Genomic DNA, 21,865 nt, shown 5'->3' with positions numbered 1-21,865 from the left:
AACAAATCAGATTTATATCAACATGATAGAAGCAATCTTCGATTCCGAGTCCGGCACCAAATTTATAAGGCCTCGCTGCAAAGCGGGGCTTTTTCTTTTTCTGGCTACGGTAAATTTCAGATCGTTGCTACAGGTCATTCGTAATCGTTAACGCCTTTTAATTTCAAAGCATTCTGTCTAATGTCGGCATATCTGGCGATGAGCTGTTTCAGATGCATCTCTGCCTCAGCCCCTGCGGCAGGTGGAAGTGGTTGTCCCGCCGACGACTGTTCCAGTATCCGCAGTTGCTCTTCAGCCGGTATGGATTGATTAAAAGACTGTATCGTTGAAAACACCACTGACTTCAGCTCGCTGACCGTCATGTATTTCCCCTTATGCTCATCCAGTCCGTTCAGTCGTTCACTCAGTTTCTGTAGCGTAACCATTCCCTGATGCCAGCCATTCAAATTTTCTGTCGGCAACGCAGCGACATTAAATTGTTGCTGCCACTGCTGTATCAGGGGCTTTGCGCGCTCCGGCCATATCACCCGGGCCTGTTCGACAAGCTGCCTTTCCCGGGTTATGAGCCAGTCCGGCGGTAGCTTGTCCAGAAGCGTAAGCTGCTGTTGTGTTTGCGTAATTAAAGCTTGTGGCAACGGCGATTGCTGACGCAATAAATCCAATTGTTCAGGCGTGAGTACGGCGGGTAACGGTGCCAGAGAAGCAGTAAACTGGGTTTGTAACGGGTCCGGCCGATGCAAAAACTGCCACGTCCATAGCGTTGCTGCACCTATCACCAGCATGGTACACATCCCACCGACAAAAGATTTCCATTTTTTTACTGGCTCAGGTATTGCCGGCAGTACCTCCACGTTCGGCTGCGTAACGTACACCCATTGCACTGCACTGTCTGGCGCCCGGATATCTTCAAACGAACGACCAGTATGGGAACTTGTTGTTATACCCACGTCATTCATGACCGGATCATGCGAAACGATACCCGACTGAATTGTCGCCCCTGTACAGATTGTGTCATCGCTGTTCTCCAGCCTGACAGCGTTGTTATGTATCAGGGTACGCAATGTATCCAGCTGACTGAGATGTCTGAGTTCCAGGCGCTGTAAAACTGCCCCCAAACGGGTAAGCAGTTGCTCTGTCCGATACAGTTGGCTAAGGTCGCTGTATTTCAGCGGAAGTGAGCGCATCCGTTGTTGCAAACGCTGGCTCAGATTACTGAGGATCTCAATCCGAACATGGACAGGCTGTGGCCAAAGCACGCCCCACTGATGGCTTATCAGAGCCTCCAGTATTGCCAGCCCTTCATTCAGACCAAACAATCCGGCCAGCTGCGTACGGGCCAGCGTATACCAGGCCGCTGTCTGCAGCTCAACACCATTTTGCTCAAACAGTGAGAGACACAGTTTTTCAGCATAACGCCAGTTCACATCAGGACGTGCCGGATGCGTTAGCTTATTTAGTTCATCACACAAAGCGGCATAATCCGGTAGCCTGCGCGGGTCACCGCCGGTTTTGATTCTACGTGGGGTAATGTCATTCATGACCAGTTATCCATCTGACGTACTTGCGGTTATAGAAGATGATTGTTTATGCAGCTTCGTGTTCTGCATATTCAGGGCGTAGCAGATACTGACGGGGTTAGGGAGAAACGCTAAAACCAGACCTTAAATACGAGCTGCCGTGTCGAGATACTGCTGTTTCAGGTGTCTCAACAGGACTCGCCCTTCAGGCATAAATTCAGTGCCATAACGCACCAGACCAACATCTTTGAGTTCAGCGTCAATGGCATAGCACAGCTCGCCAGGGACTGCCTGTTCCAGCAGAACAACGGTTATTTTTTTCAGGCGCGGCTCATATTTGAGCAGTACGGTTGATAACGTCCCCATCATTTCATGCGCCGTCCCCGGCATTCCCTGGAGAATTTTGGTCATATCCGGTAGACCATAGTCCGGCAGATGCGCCAGCGTGCCGGCACGACTGTTAAGAATGCGCTGCATATTGTCCAGTACTGAGAGAATTATCTGGTTCTGCTCGCTAACCTGATTCAGATCCAGACCTCCGGTAAAATTCCCAAACAGGGTTTCATATAGCGACGGACGCGGAGTGTCATTCATCTTTCAACGCCTTCAGAGTCAACCGTTCACTCCCTGCTTCAATGATTCTGGCTGAATCCGGGTCAAGGTCGTCACGACCCAACACGATCCGCCAGGTGTTATTCACCTGATCCGGAGTGCCGGCCTTATCCAGGTCTAACATCGCTGCCCGGTCCGGATGACTTTGTGCAAACTCTTTCGCGGCTTCACGCAGGTAGCGCATTTCTGCGTCGTAATAACGCAGGGTTAAATCTTCCATAAAATAGTTACTCAAAATATAGGAAACAATGTTTTCTTCCCCAAAAGTGGAAGTTATCTCACCACTTCGCGAGTAGTCAGAGACATAGGTTTTATCTCCTCATTTAAAATCTCAAATTCAGTAGTTATTTTTCTGAATGACTGACCAGATGAAAAAATGTGAGAAAGTACCTTGCTATAAATTATGAGCCACACTTATTCATCCTCCTTTTATCCAGCCAATAACTTTCTCTAACCACATAACACCGCGACCCGCGCCGGATCGAGCTGAACCAGCCCGCCTAGCAATTTTTCCATAGCAGGCCCGAGGCGAATCTTGTCAGCCTCACTGCGGCTGGCTTTCAGTCTGAGGAGTTTCAGATGACGGGCCTGTACCTCAAACAGCAGCTCAGGTTCCCACTCGCTAAGGGCCACTTCTCTGGCTCGCTCACCCAGTTCTGCAAACAGATGCACCGCGAGCTCATTTTTTCCGTACTGCTCTGCGATACGCCCCATTAGCAGGCGCAGCAGCCACTGCTGCCGCACAGTGGCGATGCCCGGTCGATGCTGTAACCAGCTCAGTGCCACATCCGGGCTTTCGCTGTCCGCCAGCGCCACGGCCTCCGGCTCCAGTGCCAGAATGTCGTCGTTCACTTCGTCCATACGGGCGGAAGGCGTTTCATTGCCCCACCCAGCAGTAGTATCCAGTACGCTCTGCTGGATCCAGTTAAGCGTCACTTCATCAGCAAACGGCGTACCGTCACTGAATGCCAGCGTCTCCAGCCCGGATAGTCGGGTCAGTAGCCCCTTCAGATCAGCGGCAATAATGTCAGCCACTATCTCCTTACCGGACTTCGTCAGCGCCTGATGGATATACCATTGCAGATCCAGCCACAGGTGGTTGGCACCGCGGGAAAAGGTACTGTCTGCCGTTTCCAGAATCTCAGCCCAGTTTTGCTGCAGGTACAGGCGTTTGAGCAGCGCTCGCTGGTCTGCTCTTGGGGGTTCGATGCGAGTTCGCCCCTGTGCATCTGGAGCAGGAATAGCCTGCAGGGTATCGTGACGCAGACTTTTCATCAGATGGTGCGCCGACAACCAGCCGTCGGGCTGTTCGCGCAGGTATTCGCTAAGAGTGCGCGCCTGCGCCAGCAAATCCTGACCGGAAGTGATTCTCCCGATAGCAGGGGCATCGCTGTGGCTCGCCGTGGAAAGTGTCTCAGTAGTACTGGCGTTCTGCGGTACAACGGCATCCACTCCGCCCGCTTTCTGCAGGCGGTTTTCCAGCGCACCATACAGCGCGTTAAGTCCTGGGCGGGTTTCATCCGGCTCATTTTCAGTGAGCTGCGCTATCAGCAGCAGCGCGCCGATGGTACGCAGCGCATCTTCCCTGACCACTTCCGGATACAGTGAAAGAGAATCCGTCATGCGTGAACCTGCCAGCCACTCCAGTGCTGCCTTACGGCTGCGGTTGCGCTGTGGATGCAGTTGCACACCGAAGCGGTCTATCAGCCCCGCCAGCAGTTCGAGCCCCTCTGCCAGCCCCTGCTCGCCTTCACGATGCAACCTGGCCCAGCAGTAATACGTCGCCACACGAATGTCTTTAGCAGTGGTGGTGAGCACTTTCTCCGCCAGCTGGCAGATAAGCTCAGTATCCGCCCCGGAAAGTTTGTTGACCTCCTCGCGCATTTGCTGGAAGCCATCGTCATAACCTGGGTCATCTCCCACTGATGACTCTCCGGGTAACGGCTGCAGCCAATTGTTCCACTGCGCTACTCGCTCACGGGTCGCGTCAAGGAGTGTCGTCGGCTCTGTCTGACAGGCGCTAACCAGGGCATTTAACGTGCTCATCAATTGACCTCCACCGCATCACTGTTCGTGCTGGCGACCGGGTCTGTCACTGCCACTTTCGCCGTGCTGAAGATGGTATCTGTCAGACTCATAAGGTTCCTTCAGTCATATTTAAACTCCAGCACAACCCCTTCTTCATCATTCCACCCCAGCGTCAACGACGCTGGCTTTTGTTTCGCCGCCATATGAACCAGCAATTGCTGACTCAGCACCGGCAGAATTTGTTGGTTGAGTAAGCTGTCGACATTGCGCGCCCCGGTATCCGGCAGCAGGCAGGCAGCGGTCAGCACGTCGTACAGGCTTTCGTCAATCAGCGTGGTCAGGCCGTAGTGGCGCTGTAAGCGCTGGCTGACCTGGGAGAGTTTCATCTCCACAATCGTGTGCATGGCTGCTTCTGCCAGCGGACGGTAAATCACGGTCTGGAAACGGGCTAGCAGCGCGGGCTGGAAGTGGTCGCGCAGTATCGGGCGCAGCAGTTCGTGCAGGTCTGCCTCCGTGGCTTCCGGTTGTTCGTCCAGCAACTGCATCAGGTGGTCGCTACCGAGGTTGGAGGTCATCAAAATAACGGTATTGCGGAAGTCGATTTCTCGCCCTTCGCCGTCGCGCATAAAACCACGATCGAATACCTGATAGAACAGATTCATCACGTCACGGTGCGCTTTTTCGACTTCATCGAGCAGCACCACACTGTACGGACGCTTACGTACGGCTTCAGTAAGAATGCCGCCCTGACCGTAACCGACGTAACCAGGTGGAGAACCTTTCAGCTGGGAAACTGTGTGTGGCTCCTGGTATTCCGACAGGTTAATGGTAATCAGCGATTTTTCGCCACCGTACAGCGCATCCGCCAGTGCCAGCGCGGTTTCAGTTTTTCCTACACCACTTGGACCAACCAGCAGGAATACACCCTGTGGACCATTCTCAGAGGTGAGGCCGGTTTTAGCGGCGCGCAGGCGCCGGGCGATGGCTTCAAGCGCAACATTCTGACCGACTACACGTTTGCCGATTTCATTTTCCAGGGTAAGCAGTTCGGTCTGTTCGTCTTTCATCAGCGAAGAAAGCGGCACGCCGGTCCAGTCGGCAATCACTGTTGCAACAGTGCGCACATCCACATCCACCGACAACAACGGATTGCCCTGCTGCACACCGTTCAGCTCCTGTTGCAGGGCATGCGTTTCGCTCTGACGGGAAATATCCTGGCGGCTTTCCCGTAGTTGTTCAGTAAGTTTCAGTTCCTGGCCGTACTGGGTTTCAAGTTCGTGGAGTTCAACGATGACGTTTTTCTCTTCCTGTTCGATTGCCGTCAAGCGTTCACCGTGGTTTTGATTACCGACGGTAATGTCTTCCTGTAGCGCTTGTCTCTCCATTTCAAGAGAGGTAATCCGGGAACGGATACGGGTCAACTGTTCGGGTACGGTGTCGAGACTCATACGCACGCGAGCGCTTGCAGTGTCGAGCAGGTCAACGGCTTTGTCCGGGAGTTGACGGCCTGTCAGATAACGTCGGGATAACGTAACGGCAGCGCACACCGCATCATCAGTGATGTGCACATTATGATGTTCGGCATAACGGGATTTCAGGCCACGCAACATCAGACAAGCCGTGTCGTCGTCCGGTTCGTCAACTTTCACCATCTGGAAGCGGCGTTCGAGTGCGGCATCGCGCTCAAAGTATTGTTTATACTCAGACCAGGTCGTCGCGGCGATGGTACGTAACTCACCGCGCGCCAGGGCAGGTTTCAGCAGATTGGCAGCATCAGCACCACCAGCCTGGTTACCTGCGCCGATGATGGTATGGGCCTCATCGATAAACAGCAAGATAGGTACCGGAGACTGCTGTACAGCATTAATCACGTTTTTCAGGCGCTGCTCAAATTCCCCCTTCACTCCCGCCCCCGCCTGCAGCAGCCCGAGGTCAAGAGTGCGTAGCACCACCGGTTTGAGGGATTCAGGGACATTACCGTCAGAGATTCTGAGCGCCAGACCTTCTACCAGTGCGGTTTTCCCGACACCGGGCTCACCGACCAGGATTGGGTTGTTTTTTCGGCGACGAGAAAGAATGTCCACCATCTGGCGGATTTCACTATCGCGGCCAAATACCGGATCAATTTTACCTTCACGCGCCTGGGCGGTGACGTCATGGGTGAATTTATCCAGCGCGTTCTGCAGCGCCGGACTCAGTTCCCCTTCTTTCATCTCACTCCCGACTGGACGCCCGATAAACTCCACGTCCCCACCATGGCTCCCCGTGAGTTCGGCTTCCTGCTGTACCTGCGCACGCTCGTCTGACTGAGCATCCAGTAGCGGGCGCAGGCACTCTAACTGGCTCTGGCCCAGAGTCAGCAATGGCCACAGACCATCGCAGCGCACCAGCTTCTGTTTAGCCACCAGCGCCATCAGCAGGTGGTGACTTCGAATCTGTTCTTCTCCCGCCAGTGAGGCAATCAGCCAGGCTTGTTGCATCAATACCTGGATATTTTCTGAAAGCTGCGGGCGATGGCGCACCGAGCGCGGTTGTTTGTCGAGCCAGGCAAGTAAATCTTGCCAGAGAGTGTCCATGTCCCACTCGTAGCGGCGTGCCAGCACTGTGAGATCCCCCTCGCCCTGCTCAAGAAGTTTCAGCAGCCAGTGCTCTGGCAAAATTTCCGCATGCGCGCGAATCTGACAGAGTGAAGCCGCGCCTTCCATCGCACGGGCGCAATAAGGGTTCAGACGTCGCAGCAAAATGGCTGGATTTTCCATGAATATCTCTCTTTGTCGGTTTCTGAACACGCTACCGCCCCTCGCTGTTTTCCGTGAGGAAGACCAAAGCGCATACGGTCGTGCTGGCAGATTGTGGAGTTTTTGCTGAAAGTCCGTTGGCTTCAGACGTTCAGCAAAAACAAAAAACGGACAGAGAAACTCTGCCCGCTCGTGGCTTAGGCGGTGGCGCGTTCGTTCCAGGAATCGGAATGAATGATGTTGCCGTCTTTGTAGGTCCAGGTGATTTTTTCGTAACGCAGTTCAATGCGCTCAAGGTGGTTGTGCTTCTCTTTAGAAGGATCCTTGATGTCATACATTTCAGGATTCACCTTCACCACTTTCACATTCTCAAGTTTGGTGTTGAAGTACTCCACTTCCTGGCCTGCGTCGTTGATTTTGTACCACTTGAATTCGGCAGACTTGAGGGTCTGACCGGTGGTCACTGCCTTGTACAAGTACGGGCTGGATGAGTCGATTTCCTTGGTGAACAGGAACGGGGTATGGATACGGGTGCCGGTCAGTTTGCCTGTGTTGTTATCAGTCGGGATGTACAGGTTGTGTTCCTGAGCCACGACTTCGATGCTGCCTTCACGATCCTGAACGTCCACAGACCCTTTGATGTCCGCGCCGCCATCGTCCTTCAGCCAAAGATAAACAGGTATTGCCATGGAATTACTCTCCATTATGTTGTGATGCGCCATCATCCTGCGATGACGCCAGGGTGTGTCCAGGTATCTGACAGGCATTAGCCTGCGGTACCAGACTGATTTCGACACGCCGGTTGAGCGCACGGCCCTCCGGGGTGTCATTGGTTGCGATCGGACGGCTTTCGCCATAGCCCTGTACCGCAAAACAGCTTTCCGGTACGTCACCGGTTTCATGCATCCAGACGCGCACCGCTTCGGCACGTTTCTGAGAAAGCGTCTGGTTTAGTTGTGCGTTCCCGGTGTTATCCGTGTGGCCAGCGACCACAATCAACCAGCCCGGTTTTGCTCTGACTCCCACCAGTGAATTAACCAACATTTTGGTGGACCCGGCCTTCAGCACCGATTTGCCGGAATCAAATAGCGACATACTGTCGAGGCGGATAATCTTCTGCCCCGGGGCGATTTTTTGGATAACAGGTGAAGAGAGCAGCGGTGGTACCAGGTCGTTCATGACGGCTTCAATGACAGGTACAAGACGCAGCCCCTGATACAGTCCGAGGCGATAGCGCACAGGCTCACCGCGACGATGCCAATCATCCAGCAGTGCGTCATCAGCGCGCAGACGCTGCTGGGCCTGGAGTTTAGGTTCTGCCTGTGTGTCAGTAAGATGGTGGTATAAGGCAAGGTGGTCGCTGACATTGCGACGGATAAATCACAAACCGGAGGAAGATTATCCGCCAGGTCGGTATCAACGATCGTGCCATCCTGGAAACGTACTACCAGACGGGTAGCATTTAGCCGTGACAGCGCCAGGGCGGCGGTGTCAAATTCAGCATTCACCACGCCCCAGGGATGGGAAATCCCCATCCTTGCAACGGTATCGGCAATGTGCGCATTCCAGCGGGCCTGCTGCTGGAACTGTTGCGGGGCCAGCGCAGCCCCGTCCTCCCAAAGTGGGCGAAAAATTTTCATCCTTGATTTCCCCTCACCTTACGACTTGGCTTTTGGCATCTGTGAAACCAGTGATAGGTTGATGTCCATCCCTTCCACCTGGAAGTGAGGGATAGCAAAGAGTTTCACGCGGAAGAAGCCTGGGTTATCCCCGATATCTTCCACCAGCACTTTCGCGTCACGCAGCGGGTGAGAAGCCTGCAAGTCATCGCCCGGATCGGTCATTTCCGTCACAAGCCCACGAACCCAGGTATTAAGCTCCAGTTCCAGCAGACGACGATCCTTGGTTGTACCAATGTTTTCCCGTTGAATCAGCTTCAGGTAATGAGCGATTCGCGACAGCAGGAAGATGTACGGCAAACGCGCATTGATGCGGCTATTAGCAGTGGCATCAGCAGTGTCGTAGAGCGCAGGTTTTTGCGTGGAGTTCGCCGAGAAGAAACAGGCATAATCGCGGTTTTTGTAGTACGACAGGGGAATAAATCCAAGATTTGCGAATTCAAATTCGCGGGTTTCCGGGATCATCACCTCTGACGGAATTTTGACCTGATTACCCGTGCCGAGATCATACAGATGAATGGGCAAGTCCTGCACTGCACCACCGGCCTGTGGGCCACGGATTTGCACGCACCAGCCGTTGTTGATGAAGCTTTTCACCATGTTGGCCGCAAAAGCGAAGGAGGCATTGGTCCACAGGTATTTATCGTGATCCGGGCCTTTCACTTCTTCAACATAGTTAAAACTACGAACCGGTACTGTGTCCGGACCATACGGCAAACGGCCCAGCACGCGAGGCATGACCAGCCCCATGTATCGGGAGTCGTCCGTATCCCTGAAACTTTTCCATTTAATGTACTCGGCGCGGTCAAAGTAGTTACCAATATCTTTGATGGCCGCGACCTCTTCCATTGACTCTTTCAGGAAAAATTTCGGCCCCGCAGAACCGATAAAGGGCATATGTGCCGCAGCAGATACTTTTGACAAATTACGCATCAGCGCCACGTCCTGCGCAGAAGCATCAAACTCGTAAGAGGAAATCAGCGCGGCAATCGGCTCACCGCCCGGCGTGTCATACTCATCGATGTATGTGTGTTTGTACAAACCACTCTGGATAATTTCCGGGCTATCTTCAAAATCCTGGCGCAGGTCTTCTTTAGAGATATCCAGCAGTTCAACTTTCACGTTCTGGCGGAAATCGGTTTTATCAACCAACGATTTCACGCCCCGCCACAGGCTTTCTACCGCCTGAAAGGCCTCGTGATGCATAACTGCATCGAGTTGACGACTTATCTGGTAATCCAGTTCAGCGATATGGTGGTCAATCAAATTTTTGTCGAGCTTTTCAACTTTAGAGCCGGATTTAGTCAGACATTCCAGGAACACTTGCATCCCGGCCGTTAAACGTTCATCCGCGGTTGCATCTGACATCGCCTGTGCATCCTGCCAGATATCCAGTGCACTCAACTCTGAGACTGGGCTCAGATTAATTTTTTCAAACAGGGACGCATAAACTCCACTTGCCACAGGACGTTCAAGGACCACACTCTCGCCAGCAGTGGCATTCTCATTATTTACAGACATCAACATATTCCTTATTAATCCGTTAAATCGTCATGATCGTTATGGCTGTTTTGGGGCCAGGGCTGAGAGTTCGGCTCTGAGTTCTGCGCTTAATGCCGGGTCCAGCAGAATATTTTCCAGTTCTTTGCGGAAAGCCTGGTTATCCAGAAGATTTGCTTTTAAATCACGAAGTAAATTACGCATGGAAAGCATGGCCTTCAGTTGCGGTATTTGCCGGGAGACTTGTTCCGGGGAAAAATCCTTTATACTGCGGAATGTCAGTTTGATGCTTTCTTCGCTATCGTCATCAGCAAGCGTATTTTTAACGATAAGATTTACTTTTGGTGAATAATCAAAAAGGACTGCATCAAAGTTATTTTTGTTAAGATTAACTTTTTTACGCTCTGATAATGGCGCGGATTCCTGACCATTACTAAAATCACCCGCAATAAGTAACTTAAGGGGTAATTCCATTTTTTTGCTTGCGCCACCTGTATGCAGTTCTAATTTTAGATTAATACGGGCCTTCGGGATCTCCCGCTGGAAGCTGTCACTCATAGTTCCCTCACGTAATTCAGTTAAAGTCAAATTAACAACAATATTTCCTTAACCGGATACTAGGGCAATATCAATTTCAAAAAAACAATATAGATCAATAAATTGAATATAAAAAACAATAAGAAATTTGCCAAAAAACAAGAATAATTTTAGACATATCAAGCAATTAAAAAACGACTTTATACATGTTCTGAATTATATTTTCATTACGTAACTACATTATTTTTTATACCCTAACCCAGATTGTACAAAGTGCGAAATGCTGACTTATTATATAACAACATTCTTCATGATCCTCAGGCGGCAGCCCTGAGTGTTTTTGCGATGTAATATCGAAGTAATTCGTTTGTATATAAAATCCATCACTATAGTAAACCGTGAATATTCACCATGCACTGGCATTTCCTCTTTGTACGCTCCAGCTTAAAGTCAAACCAGTTTCTAATAGGTTAAATACCGTAGAAAGAAGATTTACTTCTTAATATTTTTATTTCAGGTAATCGGAATTTTGCATTTTTGCATCCAGAAGCACCTTCAGGAATACTCTGATTAAGCATAAACATTGATGCAGCGCAGCAAATTATTTATTTTCACCACTTATATTCACATAGACATTGTAATTGCACAGTAAAAGTAGGTACTTATGCGTAATGGAGTATTTCGGATTAGTAAGTATTTGGTTGTTATTACTGCGATATCCTGTATGTATACCGGATTTGCATTTGCAACGAACGTCACATTGAACTCTGTCCAGGTAAAACATCTGAATAGCGTTATCAATCGTGAGGTAAAAGGGAAGAATGACCGTAATTTTGTCAATAACAACTGGACTGAAGCTCAGCGCGTAGCCGAATTTATTTGCCGACCGCTCGCAATAAAAGAGCTGCAGAAGCAGTACCCCGACGTAGATAAGGTTATTTTCGATCAGGGAAAACATAATATGCAGCGACTGCTCTCACCTGCACTACTGACAGGCAATGGCCAGTACCGCAGGGGGATTAGCTGGACGCCGTTTCACTTCGAATGTCAACTGTCAGTAAAAACCGGGGAAGCAACAGGATTCAGGCTGACGAGAAACAGAGCCCTGACCATGGCTCCAGGGCCAGTTATTCTTTCTGAAGGAGCCAACCAGTGAAAAATATACTTACGGCATTTCTCATCATTACGTTGCCTGCTTTCTCTGTCACGGCAGCCAGTTTTGACTGTCGACAGGCCCGCAGTGCGGATGAAAAAGCGATTTGTGCGTCGCGTACCCTCAATGACATGGATGTGGAGATGAGCGTTAAATACAAATTTCTCCACGGGCTTTACGCAATGGGTGCCGCCGGGGAACTAAAAGAATCACAGGCACAGTGGCTGGCAGAACGACGCCGTTGTGGCAGTGACAAACCCTGCCTGAGAGAAATATACAGAAAGCGCTTAACAACGTTGAACCATCTTTATGACGCGATTAACAAACCACTCTGAATCCAGAGTGAGCTCGTTGGTTGTTGGAAGTGCCTTCATGCGAGGCACTTCCTTATCAGTGTGCACAGTTATTGGTTAGCGAATGATAATCCCCGCCATTATTTTTTAACTTAATAATAGTTTCCACGGAAAATATATACGGTGATAAATGCGTCTCTGTTTGATTTAAAAACATATTTATCGCCATAAATAATCAAGTGCAAAACTATCATGCTGGTCAATATTCACCGCAAAAAATTTGTTATTCTCTTCTGCTTTACAAGGGGATTGTCAATCTGTTTATTAACTCAACTTAAATAGTTAATCACAAAATATCATCGCCATTACTGACGTGTTTTATTTATTGATAACAGTGACATACGTTCTTTTTTTATAAGCAAACAATCAATCGCTAAATTGTTTTTCGACTTAATAGTTAATCGCGAAACATTTTAATGATTGATAAAAATCCTAAATTCCTTGTTCATAATGTAGGGGTGTGTTAAATAGGTGGGCAAAATTTGGTTCCCCCTTCTCGCCTGTAATATTGCAGCATCTTCGCACTTCCACGAGACATTGCGACTTAATAAGAAGGTGATAAGCCCTACATAAGCACATGGGCTGACCATGGTTTTATATTCATTAAAACACTTTGTTATAACCAATTGATTTAATATCAATAATTTATTGTTGGTTCGGGTTTGTTGTGACTATGGCATTATTTCCGAGCAAAGGAGTTGATATGTCTGAAAGACATTTACCTGATGACCAGAGCAGTACTATCGATCCATATTTAATTACCTCGGTTTGCCAGACTCTGGCAGAACAAGGTGCTGCATTACAAAATTTGTCCAAACAGCTGGATTCCACTCAGTACCAACGTGCTCTTGAATTGATAATTAATTGTAAAGGACACGTTATTCTTTCGGGAATGGGTAAATCAGGGCATGTTGGTCGAAAAATGTCTGCTACTCTGGCCTCTACGGGTACGCCGAGTTTCTTTATTCATCCCGCAGAAGCTTTCCATGGCGATCTGGGCATGATTACGCCTTATGATCTTCTGATCCTTATTTCTGCCAGCGGCGAAACAGATGAAATCCTCAAGCTCGTCCCGTCACTGAAGAATTTCGGCAACCGAATTATCGCCATTACCAATAATGGAAATTCCACGCTGGCGAAAAATGCCGATGCCGTACTGGAACTCCACATGGCGAATGAAACCTGCCCGAATAATCTTGCACCAACAACGTCCACTACGCTGACCATGGCGATCGGCGATGCATTGGCGATTGCCATGATCCACCAACGCAAATTTATGCCGAATGATTTTGCGCGCTATCACCCGGGCGGTTCATTAGGCCGTCGCCTGCTGACCCGCGTTGCGGATGTCATGCAGCATGATGTCCCTTCGGTTCATCTGGATGCGCCCTTTAAAACGGTGATTCAACGTATCACCAGCGGTTGCCAGGGAATGGTGATGGTAGAAGACGCAGAAGGCGAGCTGGCGGGCATTATCACCGACGGTGACCTGCGTCGCTTTATGGAAAAAGAAGATTCTCTGACATCCGCCACAGCGGCGCAGATGATGACGCGTGAACCGCTGACGTTGCCAGAAGAAACCATGATCATCGAAGCGGAAGAAAAGATGCAAAAACACCGCGTCTCAACGTTATTGGTGACCAACAAGGCGAACAAAGTCACTGGTCTTGTGCGCATTTTCGACTAATTAAGCAACAGGGCGCGAGAGTTAAGTCTCTCATTGAATTTGCGCCCCACTGAAACTCTGATAATCGTTACATGTTGATAAAAGTGAAGTCTGCCGTATCCTGGATGCGTGCTCGTTTGTCTGCCATCTCACTGGCAGATATCCAAAAACACCTGGCGAAAATCATCATTCTGGCACCGATGGCGGTGCTGCTGATCTATCTGGCTATCTTCAGCCAGCCTCGCTATATGAGCGAATCGAAAGTTGCCATTAAACGCTCAGATGATTTAAACAGCGGCAGTTTAAATTTTGGTCTGCTATTGGGTGCCTCTAACCCGAGTTCCGCAGAGGATGCGTTATATCTGAAAGAGTACATCAACTCTCCAGATATGCTGGCTGCGTTAGATAAGCAACTGAATTTTCGCGAAGCGTTTAGCCACAGCGGGCTCGATTTTCTTAATCATCTTAGCAAGGATGAAACCGCAGAAGGCTTCCTGAAGTACTACAAGGACCGTATCAACGTTTCGTATGACGATAAAACCGGATTGCTCAATATTCAGACGCAGGGCTTTAGCCCGGAGTTTGCGCTTAAGTTTAACCAGACCGTGCTGAAAGAGTCAGAGCGCTTTATCAATGAGATGTCACATCGCATTGCGCGTGACCAGCTTGCCTTTGCAGAAACGGAAATGGAAAAGGCACGCCAGCGTCTGGACGCCAGCAAAGCGGAACTGCTCTCTTATCAGGACAACAACAACGTTCTGGATCCACAGGCACAGGCGCAGGCAGCGAGCACGTTAGTGAATACGCTGATGGGCCAGAAGATCCAGATGGAAGCGGACCTGCGGAACTTGCTGACGTATCTGCGCGAGGACGCCCCGCAAGTTGTGAGTGCACGTAATGCGATTCAGTCATTGCAGGCACAAATCGATGAAGAAAAAAGCAAAATCACAGCGCCACAGGGTGACAAGCTAAACCGTATGGCGGTGGATTTTGAGGAAATCAAATCAAAAGTAGAGTTCAACACCGAGCTCTACAAACTGACGCTGACCTCCATTGAAAAGACCCGTGTAGAAGCGGCTCGTAAGCTCAAGGTGCTGTCTGTGATCAGTTCGCCACAGTTGCCGCAGGAATCCTCTTTTCCAAACATCCCTTATTTGATCGCCTGTTGGTTACTGGTGTGCTGCCTGCTGTTCGGCACCCTGAAACTGTTGCTGGCTGTTATTGAAGATCACCGAGATTAACGCTGTCGCTGAATGAGTTTGTGATGAAATTATTTAAATCAATTTTACTGATTGCCGCCTGTCACGCGGCGCAGGCCAGCGCGGCCATTGATATTAACGCTGACCCAAACCTGACAGGAGCAGCGCCACTGCCCGGTATTCTGAGCGGACAAAAGTCGGATACGCAAAACATGAGCGGCTTCGACAATACCCCGCCGCCCGCTCCGCCGGTGGTAATGAGCCGTATGTTTGGCGCTCAACTTTTCAACGGCACCAGCGCGGATAGCGGTGCGACGGTAGGATTCAACCCTGACTATATTCTTAATCCGGGCGATAGCATTCAGGTTCGCTTGTGGGGTGCGTTCACCTTTGATGGTGCGTTACAGGTTGATCCCAAAGGTAATATTTTCCTGCCGAACGTTGGTCCGGTGAAAGTTGCTGGCGTCAGTAATAGTCAGTTAAATACCCTGGTCACATCCAAAGTGAAGGAAGTGTACCAGTCCAACGTCAACGTCTACGCCTCCTTATTACAGGCGCAGCCAGTAAAAGTGTACGTGACCGGATTTGTGCGAAATCCTGGCCTGTATGGCGGTGTGACGTCTGATTCGTTACTCAATTATCTGATCAAGGCTGGCGGCGTTGATCCAGAGCGCGGAAGTTACGTTGATATTGTAGTCAAGCGCGGCAACCGCGTGCGCTCCAACGTCAACCTGTATGACTTCCTGCTGAACGGTAAACTGGGGCTTTCGCAGTTCGCCGATGGTGACACCATCATCGTTGGGCCTCGTCAACATACGTTCAGCGTTCAGGGCGATGTCTTTAACAGCTACGACTTTGAGTTCCGCGAAAGCAGCATTCCTGTAACAGAAGCGTTGAGCTGGGCGCGCCCTAAGCCTGGTGCGACGCACATTACGATTATGCGTAAACAAGGGCTGCAAAAACGTAGCGAATACTACCCGATAAGCTCTGCACCAGGCCGTATGTTGCAAAATGGCGATACCTTAATCGTCAGCACTGACCGCTATGCCGGCACCATTCAGGTGCGGGTTGAAGGCGCGCACTCTGGCGAACATGCAATGGTGCTGCCTTATGGCTCCACCATGCGTGCGGTTCTGGAAAAAGTCCGCCCGAACAGCATGTCGCAGATGAACGCGGTTCAGCTTTATCGCCCATCAGTGGCCCAGCGGCAGAAAGAGATGCTGAATCTCTCGCTGCAAAAGCTGGAGGAAGCATCACTTTCCGCCCAGTCCTCCACCAAAGAAGAAGCCAGCCTGCGAATGCAGGAAGCGCAACTGATCAGCCGCTTTGTGGCGAAAGCGCGCACCGTGGTTCCGAAAGGTGAAGTGATCCTCAACGAGTCCAATATTGATTCTGTTCTGCTGGAAGATGGCGACGTCATCAATATTCCGGAGAAAACATCGCTGGTTATGGTTCATGGCGAGGTGCTGTTCCCGAACGCGGTGAGCTGGCAGAAGGGAATGACCACCGAGGATTACATCGAGAAATGCGGTGGCCTGACGCAAAAATCGGGTAACGCCAGAATTATCGTCATTCGTCAGAACGGTGCGGCAGTCAACGCTGAAGATGTGGATTCACTCAAGCCGGGTGATGAGATTATGGTTCTGCCGAAATATGAATCGAAAAACATTGAAGTTACCCGTGGTATTTCCACCATCCTCTATCAGCTGGCGGTGGGTGCAAAAGTGATTCTGTCTTTGTAAGGAATTGAAATGAGCAAAGCAGTTATTGTCATTCCGGCCCGCTACGGCTCCTCGCGCCTGCCGGGTAAGCCACTGCTCGATATTGTTGGCAAACCGATGATCCAGCATGTTTACGAGCGTGCGTTACAGGTGGCGGGCGTTGCGGAAGTTTGGGTGGCAACAGACGACCCGCGCGTTGAACAGGCCGTGCAGGCGTTTGGCGGGAAAGCCATCATGACGCGCAACGATCATGAATCCGGCACCGATCGGCTGGTCGAGGTGATGCATAAAGTCGAGGCAGATATCTACATTAACCTGCAGGGCGATGAACCAATGATTCGCCCGCGGGATGTAGAAACGCTGTTACAAGGAATGCGTGATGACCCCGCGTTGCCAGTGGCAACGCTATGCCACGCGATTTCTGCCGAAGAAGCAACAGAGCCAAGCACGGTAAAAGTGGTGGTAAATACCCGCCAGGATGCACTTTATTTCAGCCGTTCGCCGATTCCGTATCCGCGTAATGCTGAAAAAGCGCGCTACCTGAAACACGTCGGTATTTACGCTTATCGTCGCGATGTGCTGCAAAACTACAGTCAATTGCCAGAGTCCATGCCGGAACAGGCGGAATCACTGGAGCAGCTACGGTTGATGAACGCGGGGATCAACATTCGCACATTTGAGGTTGCCGCAACCGGTCCGGGCGTCGACACCCCGGCATGCCTTGAAAAGGTGCGCGCTCTGATGGCGCAAGAACTGGCCGAAAACGCATGATTGGCATTTACTCGCCTGGCATCTGGCGTATTCCGCATCTGGAGAAATTTCTGGCGCAACCGTGCCAGAAACTTTCTCTGCTGTGTCCTGTTCCGCAAAACGTCGATGCTATCGCCGTGTGGGGGCATCGCCCCAGCGCTGCGAAACCAGTCGCCATCGCCAAAGCAGCGGGAAAACCCGTCATTCGTCTGGAAGATGGATTTGTGCGTTCGCTGGATCTTGGCGTCAATGGCACGCCGCCGCTTTCTTTGGTGGTGGACGACTCCGGCATTTACTACGATGCCAGCAAGCCTTCGGCGCTGGAGAAACTGGTACAGAATAAAGCCGGAAATACAGCTCTGATAAGCCAGGCCAGAGAAGCGATGCACACCATCGTGACCGGGGATTTATCGAAATATAACCTGGCGCCTGCATTTGTGGCTGATGAGTCAGAACGTGCAGACATCGTTCTGGTTGTCGATCAGACATTTAATGATATGTCAGTGACGTATGGCAATGCTGGCCCGCATGAGTTTGCTGCCATGCTGGAAGCCGCGATGGCGGAAAATCCTCAAGCCGAAATTTGGGTGAAGGTGCATCCGGATGTCCTGGAAGGAAAGAAAACAGGTTATTTCGCTGATCTGCGCGCCACGCAACGAGTACGTTTGATTGCCGAGAATGTCAGCCCGCAGTCGCTGTTGCGACACGTTTCTCGGGTTTACGTCGTGACATCCCAATACGGCTTTGAAGCCTTACTGGCAGGAAAACCAGTAACATGTTTCGGTCAGCCCTGGTATGCAGGCTGGGGCTTAACAGACGACCGCCATCCGAAGTCCGCGTTGTTATCCGCCCGACGCGGTTCTGCCACGCTGGAAGAACTTTTTGCCGCAGCATACCTGCGTTACTGTCGCTATATCGACCCGCTAACGGGGGCCGCAAGCGATCTGTTTACCGTGCTGCAATGGCTGCAATTACAGCGCAGCCATCAGCAACAGCGTAATGGCTATTTATGGGCGCCAGGCTTAACGCTGTGGAAGTCAGCGATCCTGAAACCTTTCTTACGAACGGCGACAAACCGACTGAGTTTTACACGTCGCTGTACTGCGGCCACCGCTTGCGTGGTATGGGGTGTAAAGGGAGAACAGCAATGGCAAGCCGAAGCGCAGCAAAAATCACTGCCGTTATGGCGAATGGAAGATGGTTTTCTGCGTTCATCCGGACTTGGCTCTGACCTGTTGCCGCCGCTATCGTTGGTACTGGATAAACGCGGAATCTACTATGACGCCACGCGCCCCAGCGACCTGGAAGTACTGCTTAATCACAGCCAGTTAACGCTGGCGCAGCAGATGCGAGCTGAAAAATTACGCCAGCGGCTGGTTGAGAGCAAACTGAGCAAATACAACCTGGGGGCCGATTTCTCTCTGCCTGCCGAAGCCAAAGATAAAAAAATCATCCTGGTGCCGGGTCAGGTAGAAGACGATGCCTCTATTAAAACTGGCACTGTCTCGATTAAGAGCAACCTTGAGTTATTACGCACAGTGCGCGAGCGTAATCCGCACGCCTACATTATTTATAAACCGCACCCGGATGTACTGGTGGGAAATCGCAAGGGCAATATTCCGGCTAAATTGATCGCTGAACTTGCTGATTATCAGGCACTGGACGCAGATATTATTCAATGCATCCAGCGCGCAGATGAAGTGCACACCATGACATCATTGTCCGGGTTTGAAGCGTTATTACATGGCAAACAAGTTCATTGTTACGGCCTGCCCTTCTATGCCGGTTGGGGTTTAACCGTTGATGAACATCACTGCCCGCGCCGCGAGCGCAGATTAACGCTAGCAGACTTGATCTATCAGGCGTTGATTGTTTATCCAACCTATATCCACCCAACACGGCTACAACCTATTACGGTTGAAGAAGCTGCGGAATATTTAATCCAGACGCCGCGCAAGCCGATGTTTATTACCCGAAAAAAAGCGGGGCGGGTAATACGCTATTACCGCAAATTAATTATGTTCTGCAAGGTCAGATTTGGCTAAACAATTTCATAGTTGACTATTACGCAAATTATTTATGCAAGACAACGCACTAACCATTTTATTATCGGGTAAAAAATATCTGCTTTTGCAGGGACCGATGGGACCTTTTTTCAATGACGTCGCCGAATGGTTAGAGTCATTAGGCCGTAACGCTGTGAATGTTGTCTTCAACGGCGGGGATCGTTTTTACTGCCGCCATCGACAATACCTGGCTTACTACCAAACGCCGAAAGAGTTTCCCGGTTGGCTGCGAGATCTCCACCGACAATATGACTTTGATACCATCCTCTGCTTTGGTGACTGCCGCCCATTGCACAAAGAAGCAAAACGCTGGGCAAAGTCGAAAGGCATCCGCTTTCTGGCATTTGAAGAAGGATATTTACGTCCGCAATTTATAACCGTGGAAGAAGGCGGTGTGAACGCATATTCATCGCTACCGCGCGATCCGGATTTTTATCGTAAGTTGCCAGATATGCCTGCGCCGCACGTTGAGAACTTAAAACCTTCAACGATGAAACGTATAGGTCATGCGATGTGGTATTACCTGATGGGTTGGCATTACCGTCATGAGTTCCCTCGCTACCGCCACCACAAATCATTTTCCCCGTGGTATGAAGCTCGTTGCTGGGTTCGTGCGTACTGGCGCAAGCAACTTTACAAGGTAACACAGCGTAAGGTATTGCCGAGGTTAATGAATGAGCTGGATCAGCGTTATTATCTTGCCGTTTTGCAGGTGTATAACGATAGCCAGATTCGTAACCACAGCAATTATAACGATGTGCGTGACTATATTAATGAAGTCATGTACTCATTTTCACGTAAAGCGCCGAAAGAAAGTTATTTGGTGATCAAACATCATCCGATGGATCGTGGTCACAGACTCTATCGACCATTAATTAAGCGGTTGAGTAAGGAATATGGCTTAGGTGAGCGCGTCATTTATGTGCACGATCTCCCGATGCCGGAATTATTACGCCACGCAAAAGCGGTGGTGACGATTAACAGTACGGCAGGGATCTCTGCGCTGATTCATAACAAACCACTCAAAGTGATGGGCAATGCCCTGTACGACATCAAAGGATTGACGTATCAAGGGCATTTGCACCAGTTCTGGCAGGCCGACTTTAAACCGGATATGAAACTGTTTAAGAAGTTTCGAGGGTATTTATTGGTTAAGACGCAGGTTAATGCGGTTTATTATGGGGATAGATGTTTTGAACATGATATTAAGGTGGATAAGGATTTTAGTAGTATTACGCGTCAAGTATGAAACATAGTTCAATATTAAATTGAACGAAAAATCTATTCAAAATAGATAAAGCATTAATGTTTCATGCATACATTAAATTACAAATAAAATATTATTTTTATATACTTTATTTGCATTTTAAAATAATATCATTATTGTTTCCTTTTATATTTATTAAATATAAATATATTAATTACTATTGTTATTCAACTATAAGTCTATCTAAAGGAATATAATACAATTGTGCAAATCTTTTTTTATGATCACCCAAAGCATACATAATCACCAATGATTTTGATTTGCTATCAATCGCTAAACCTTCAGGCTCCCAATGTTTTTCTTTGCCACTTTTAAGAGAATCTTTTTTTCCTACTGTTACATTATTAAACTTTCTTACAAGTTCTCCTTTTAACGTGTAAACATAAATTCTTTTGCTTTCTCTATTTGTTCCTCCACTCAATAAATATATATATTTATCATCAGCGGTAATTGCTTGTAACACATAATTATTTTTGGTTAAATCTTTATCAATAAACCATTCTGAATTCTCTTCTGATGAAATATCACTCTCATTTCGGAAATCTACTTTTTCACTATTATAGACCCTTAATAAATTCCGTCCATTCAACTTACTTCTTACTATTAAATATTTAGCATCTAAGGTCAAAACAGGCATTGTATTAACGCGTGTATTATATGGTCGATCGAATACTTTTGTAAATTTCACATCATAGGGAAAAGCCCGCTCCGCATATTTAAAATGAGTGATAAACCATCCCTTGTAACTAAATGCATCACCCGCTGAAGAAACTAAATACCCACTATTATAATCAAAAGTTAAACCTTGATGACCAATAAATTCTGTTGGATTCTGAAAGGAATAAGCCGTAATCTGATTAGATCCTTTACCAAGTACAAAATTATTTACAACTCCTTTTTCTGGTTTTCCTGTCACATGTAGTGTATATAATCTATCTGTTTTATTATCAATCACAAAACTCTGAACAACATTATTCCTACCTTTACCCAAACGATATAATTTTATTTTTTTTAATACATAGCTATCATCTATTAAAACATCATTATCCGACGTGATATTTGCGTTTGCGTTTGCGTTT

General features: G+C 49.2%; 16 protein-coding genes and 3 pseudogenes. 8 read left to right on the top strand and 11 right to left on the bottom strand.

The features are described from left to right. Nucleotides 1–134 precede the first annotated feature (134 nt). From FEK47_RS15170 to tssB, 10 genes and pseudogenes are all read right to left on the bottom strand, one after another. Entirely contained in the window at nt 135–1,538 is a 1,404-nt protein-coding gene (locus FEK47_RS15170) for a VasL domain-containing protein (protein WP_138183246.1), read from the bottom strand. Between the two features lie 123 nt (nt 1,539–1,661). Beyond that, nucleotides 1,662–2,111 carry a type VI secretion system baseplate subunit TssE gene (gene tssE, locus FEK47_RS15165; protein ID WP_130207931.1) on the bottom strand — a complete coding sequence of 150 codons (450 nt, stop codon included), beginning with the start codon at nt 2,109–2,111 and terminating at the stop codon, nt 1,662–1,664. Between the two features lie 112 nt (nt 2,112–2,223). Continuing rightward, a pseudogene (locus FEK47_RS25230) lies at nt 2,224–2,349 on the bottom strand (type VI secretion system baseplate subunit TssF); the annotation flags it as partial. A gap of 230 nt (nt 2,350–2,579) precedes the next feature. Next, nucleotides 2,580–4,175, bottom strand: a complete 1,596-nt coding sequence (gene tssA, locus FEK47_RS15155) for a type VI secretion system protein TssA (protein WP_138183244.1) — start codon at nt 4,173–4,175, stop codon at nt 2,580–2,582. Nucleotides 4,176–4,276: 101 nt separating this feature from the next. Next, entirely contained in the window at nt 4,277–6,916 is a 2,640-nt protein-coding gene (gene tssH / locus FEK47_RS15150) for a type VI secretion system ATPase TssH (protein ID WP_138183243.1), read from the bottom strand. A 176-nt stretch (nt 6,917–7,092) separates the two neighbouring features. Further along, a complete protein-coding gene (gene hcp / locus FEK47_RS15145; RefSeq protein ID WP_024558534.1) occupies nt 7,093–7,584 on the bottom strand; it encodes a type VI secretion system effector Hcp in 492 nt (163 codons plus the stop codon). 4 nt (nt 7,585–7,588) lie between these two features. Continuing rightward, nucleotides 7,589–8,272 (bottom strand): annotated as a pseudogene (locus tag FEK47_RS15140) (OmpA family protein); the annotation flags it as partial. Next, nucleotides 8,269–8,535, bottom strand: a pseudogene (gene tssK / locus FEK47_RS15135) (type VI secretion system baseplate subunit TssK); the annotation flags it as partial. The pseudogenes FEK47_RS15140 and tssK, both read right to left, overlap by 4 nt. A gap of 18 nt (nt 8,536–8,553) precedes the next feature. Then, the gene (tssC, locus tag FEK47_RS15130; RefSeq protein ID WP_130207939.1) at nt 8,554–10,101 is read right to left on the bottom strand and encodes a type VI secretion system contractile sheath large subunit; all 1,548 of its coding nucleotides are present in this window, start codon (nt 10,099–10,101) and stop codon (nt 8,554–8,556) included. Between the two features lie 33 nt (nt 10,102–10,134). Beyond that, entirely contained in the window at nt 10,135–10,632 is a 498-nt protein-coding gene (gene tssB, locus FEK47_RS15125) for a type VI secretion system contractile sheath small subunit (RefSeq protein ID WP_135403996.1), read from the bottom strand. 643 nt (nt 10,633–11,275) lie between these two features. Here tssB and FEK47_RS15120 point away from each other — a divergent pair. The 8 genes from FEK47_RS15120 (at nt 11,276) to FEK47_RS15085 (ending at nt 20,768) form a co-directional block, all read left to right on the top strand. Next, complete coding sequence (locus FEK47_RS15120; RefSeq protein WP_138183242.1) at nt 11,276–11,767, top strand: hypothetical protein; 492 nt, start codon at nt 11,276–11,278, stop codon at nt 11,765–11,767. Then, on the top strand, nt 11,764–12,099 hold the full coding sequence (locus FEK47_RS15115; protein WP_138183241.1) for a lysozyme inhibitor LprI family protein: 336 nt from the start codon (nt 11,764–11,766) through the stop codon (nt 12,097–12,099). The genes FEK47_RS15120 and FEK47_RS15115 overlap by 4 nt, the downstream gene beginning before the upstream one ends. 721 nt (nt 12,100–12,820) lie before the next feature. Further along, nucleotides 12,821–13,804 carry a KpsF/GutQ family sugar-phosphate isomerase gene (locus tag FEK47_RS15110; RefSeq protein WP_130258027.1) on the top strand — a complete coding sequence of 328 codons (984 nt, stop codon included), beginning with the start codon at nt 12,821–12,823 and terminating at the stop codon, nt 13,802–13,804. Between the two features lie 71 nt (nt 13,805–13,875). Beyond that, on the top strand, nt 13,876–15,024 hold the full coding sequence (locus FEK47_RS15105; protein WP_000905920.1) for a capsule polysaccharide export inner-membrane protein KpsE: 1,149 nt from the start codon (nt 13,876–13,878) through the stop codon (nt 15,022–15,024). Nucleotides 15,025–15,047: 23 nt separating this feature from the next. Beyond that, nucleotides 15,048–16,724 carry a polysaccharide biosynthesis/export family protein gene (locus tag FEK47_RS15100; protein WP_032226219.1) on the top strand — a complete coding sequence of 559 codons (1,677 nt, stop codon included), beginning with the start codon at nt 15,048–15,050 and terminating at the stop codon, nt 16,722–16,724. A 9-nt stretch (nt 16,725–16,733) separates the two neighbouring features. Continuing rightward, nucleotides 16,734–17,474 carry a 3-deoxy-manno-octulosonate cytidylyltransferase gene (gene kdsB / locus FEK47_RS15095; RefSeq protein ID WP_134233573.1) on the top strand — a complete coding sequence of 247 codons (741 nt, stop codon included), beginning with the start codon at nt 16,734–16,736 and terminating at the stop codon, nt 17,472–17,474. Then, a complete protein-coding gene (locus FEK47_RS15090) occupies nt 17,471–19,498 on the top strand; it encodes a capsular polysaccharide biosynthesis protein (protein ID WP_138183240.1) in 2,028 nt (675 codons plus the stop codon). Before kdsB ends, FEK47_RS15090 begins: the two co-directional genes overlap by 4 nt. Before the next feature lie 34 nt (nt 19,499–19,532). Continuing rightward, entirely contained in the window at nt 19,533–20,768 is a 1,236-nt protein-coding gene (locus FEK47_RS15085; RefSeq protein ID WP_138183239.1) for a capsular biosynthesis protein, read from the top strand. A gap of 181 nt (nt 20,769–20,949) precedes the next feature. On the opposite strand, the gene FEK47_RS15080 is transcribed toward FEK47_RS15085, so the two are convergent. Next, nucleotides 20,950–21,843, bottom strand: coding sequence for a hypothetical protein (locus tag FEK47_RS15080; protein ID WP_240730978.1), 894 nt, complete (start codon nt 21,841–21,843; stop codon nt 20,950–20,952). Nucleotides 21,844–21,865 lie beyond the last annotated feature (22 nt).

Origin of the sequence: Escherichia sp. E3659 (genome assembly GCF_005781135.1) — a bacterium.
In the GTDB taxonomy this organism is placed as follows: domain Bacteria; phylum Pseudomonadota; class Gammaproteobacteria; order Enterobacterales; family Enterobacteriaceae; genus Escherichia.
Note: the sequence above shows the minus strand (reverse complement) of the source record. Positions and strands in the feature narration are given on the sequence as shown.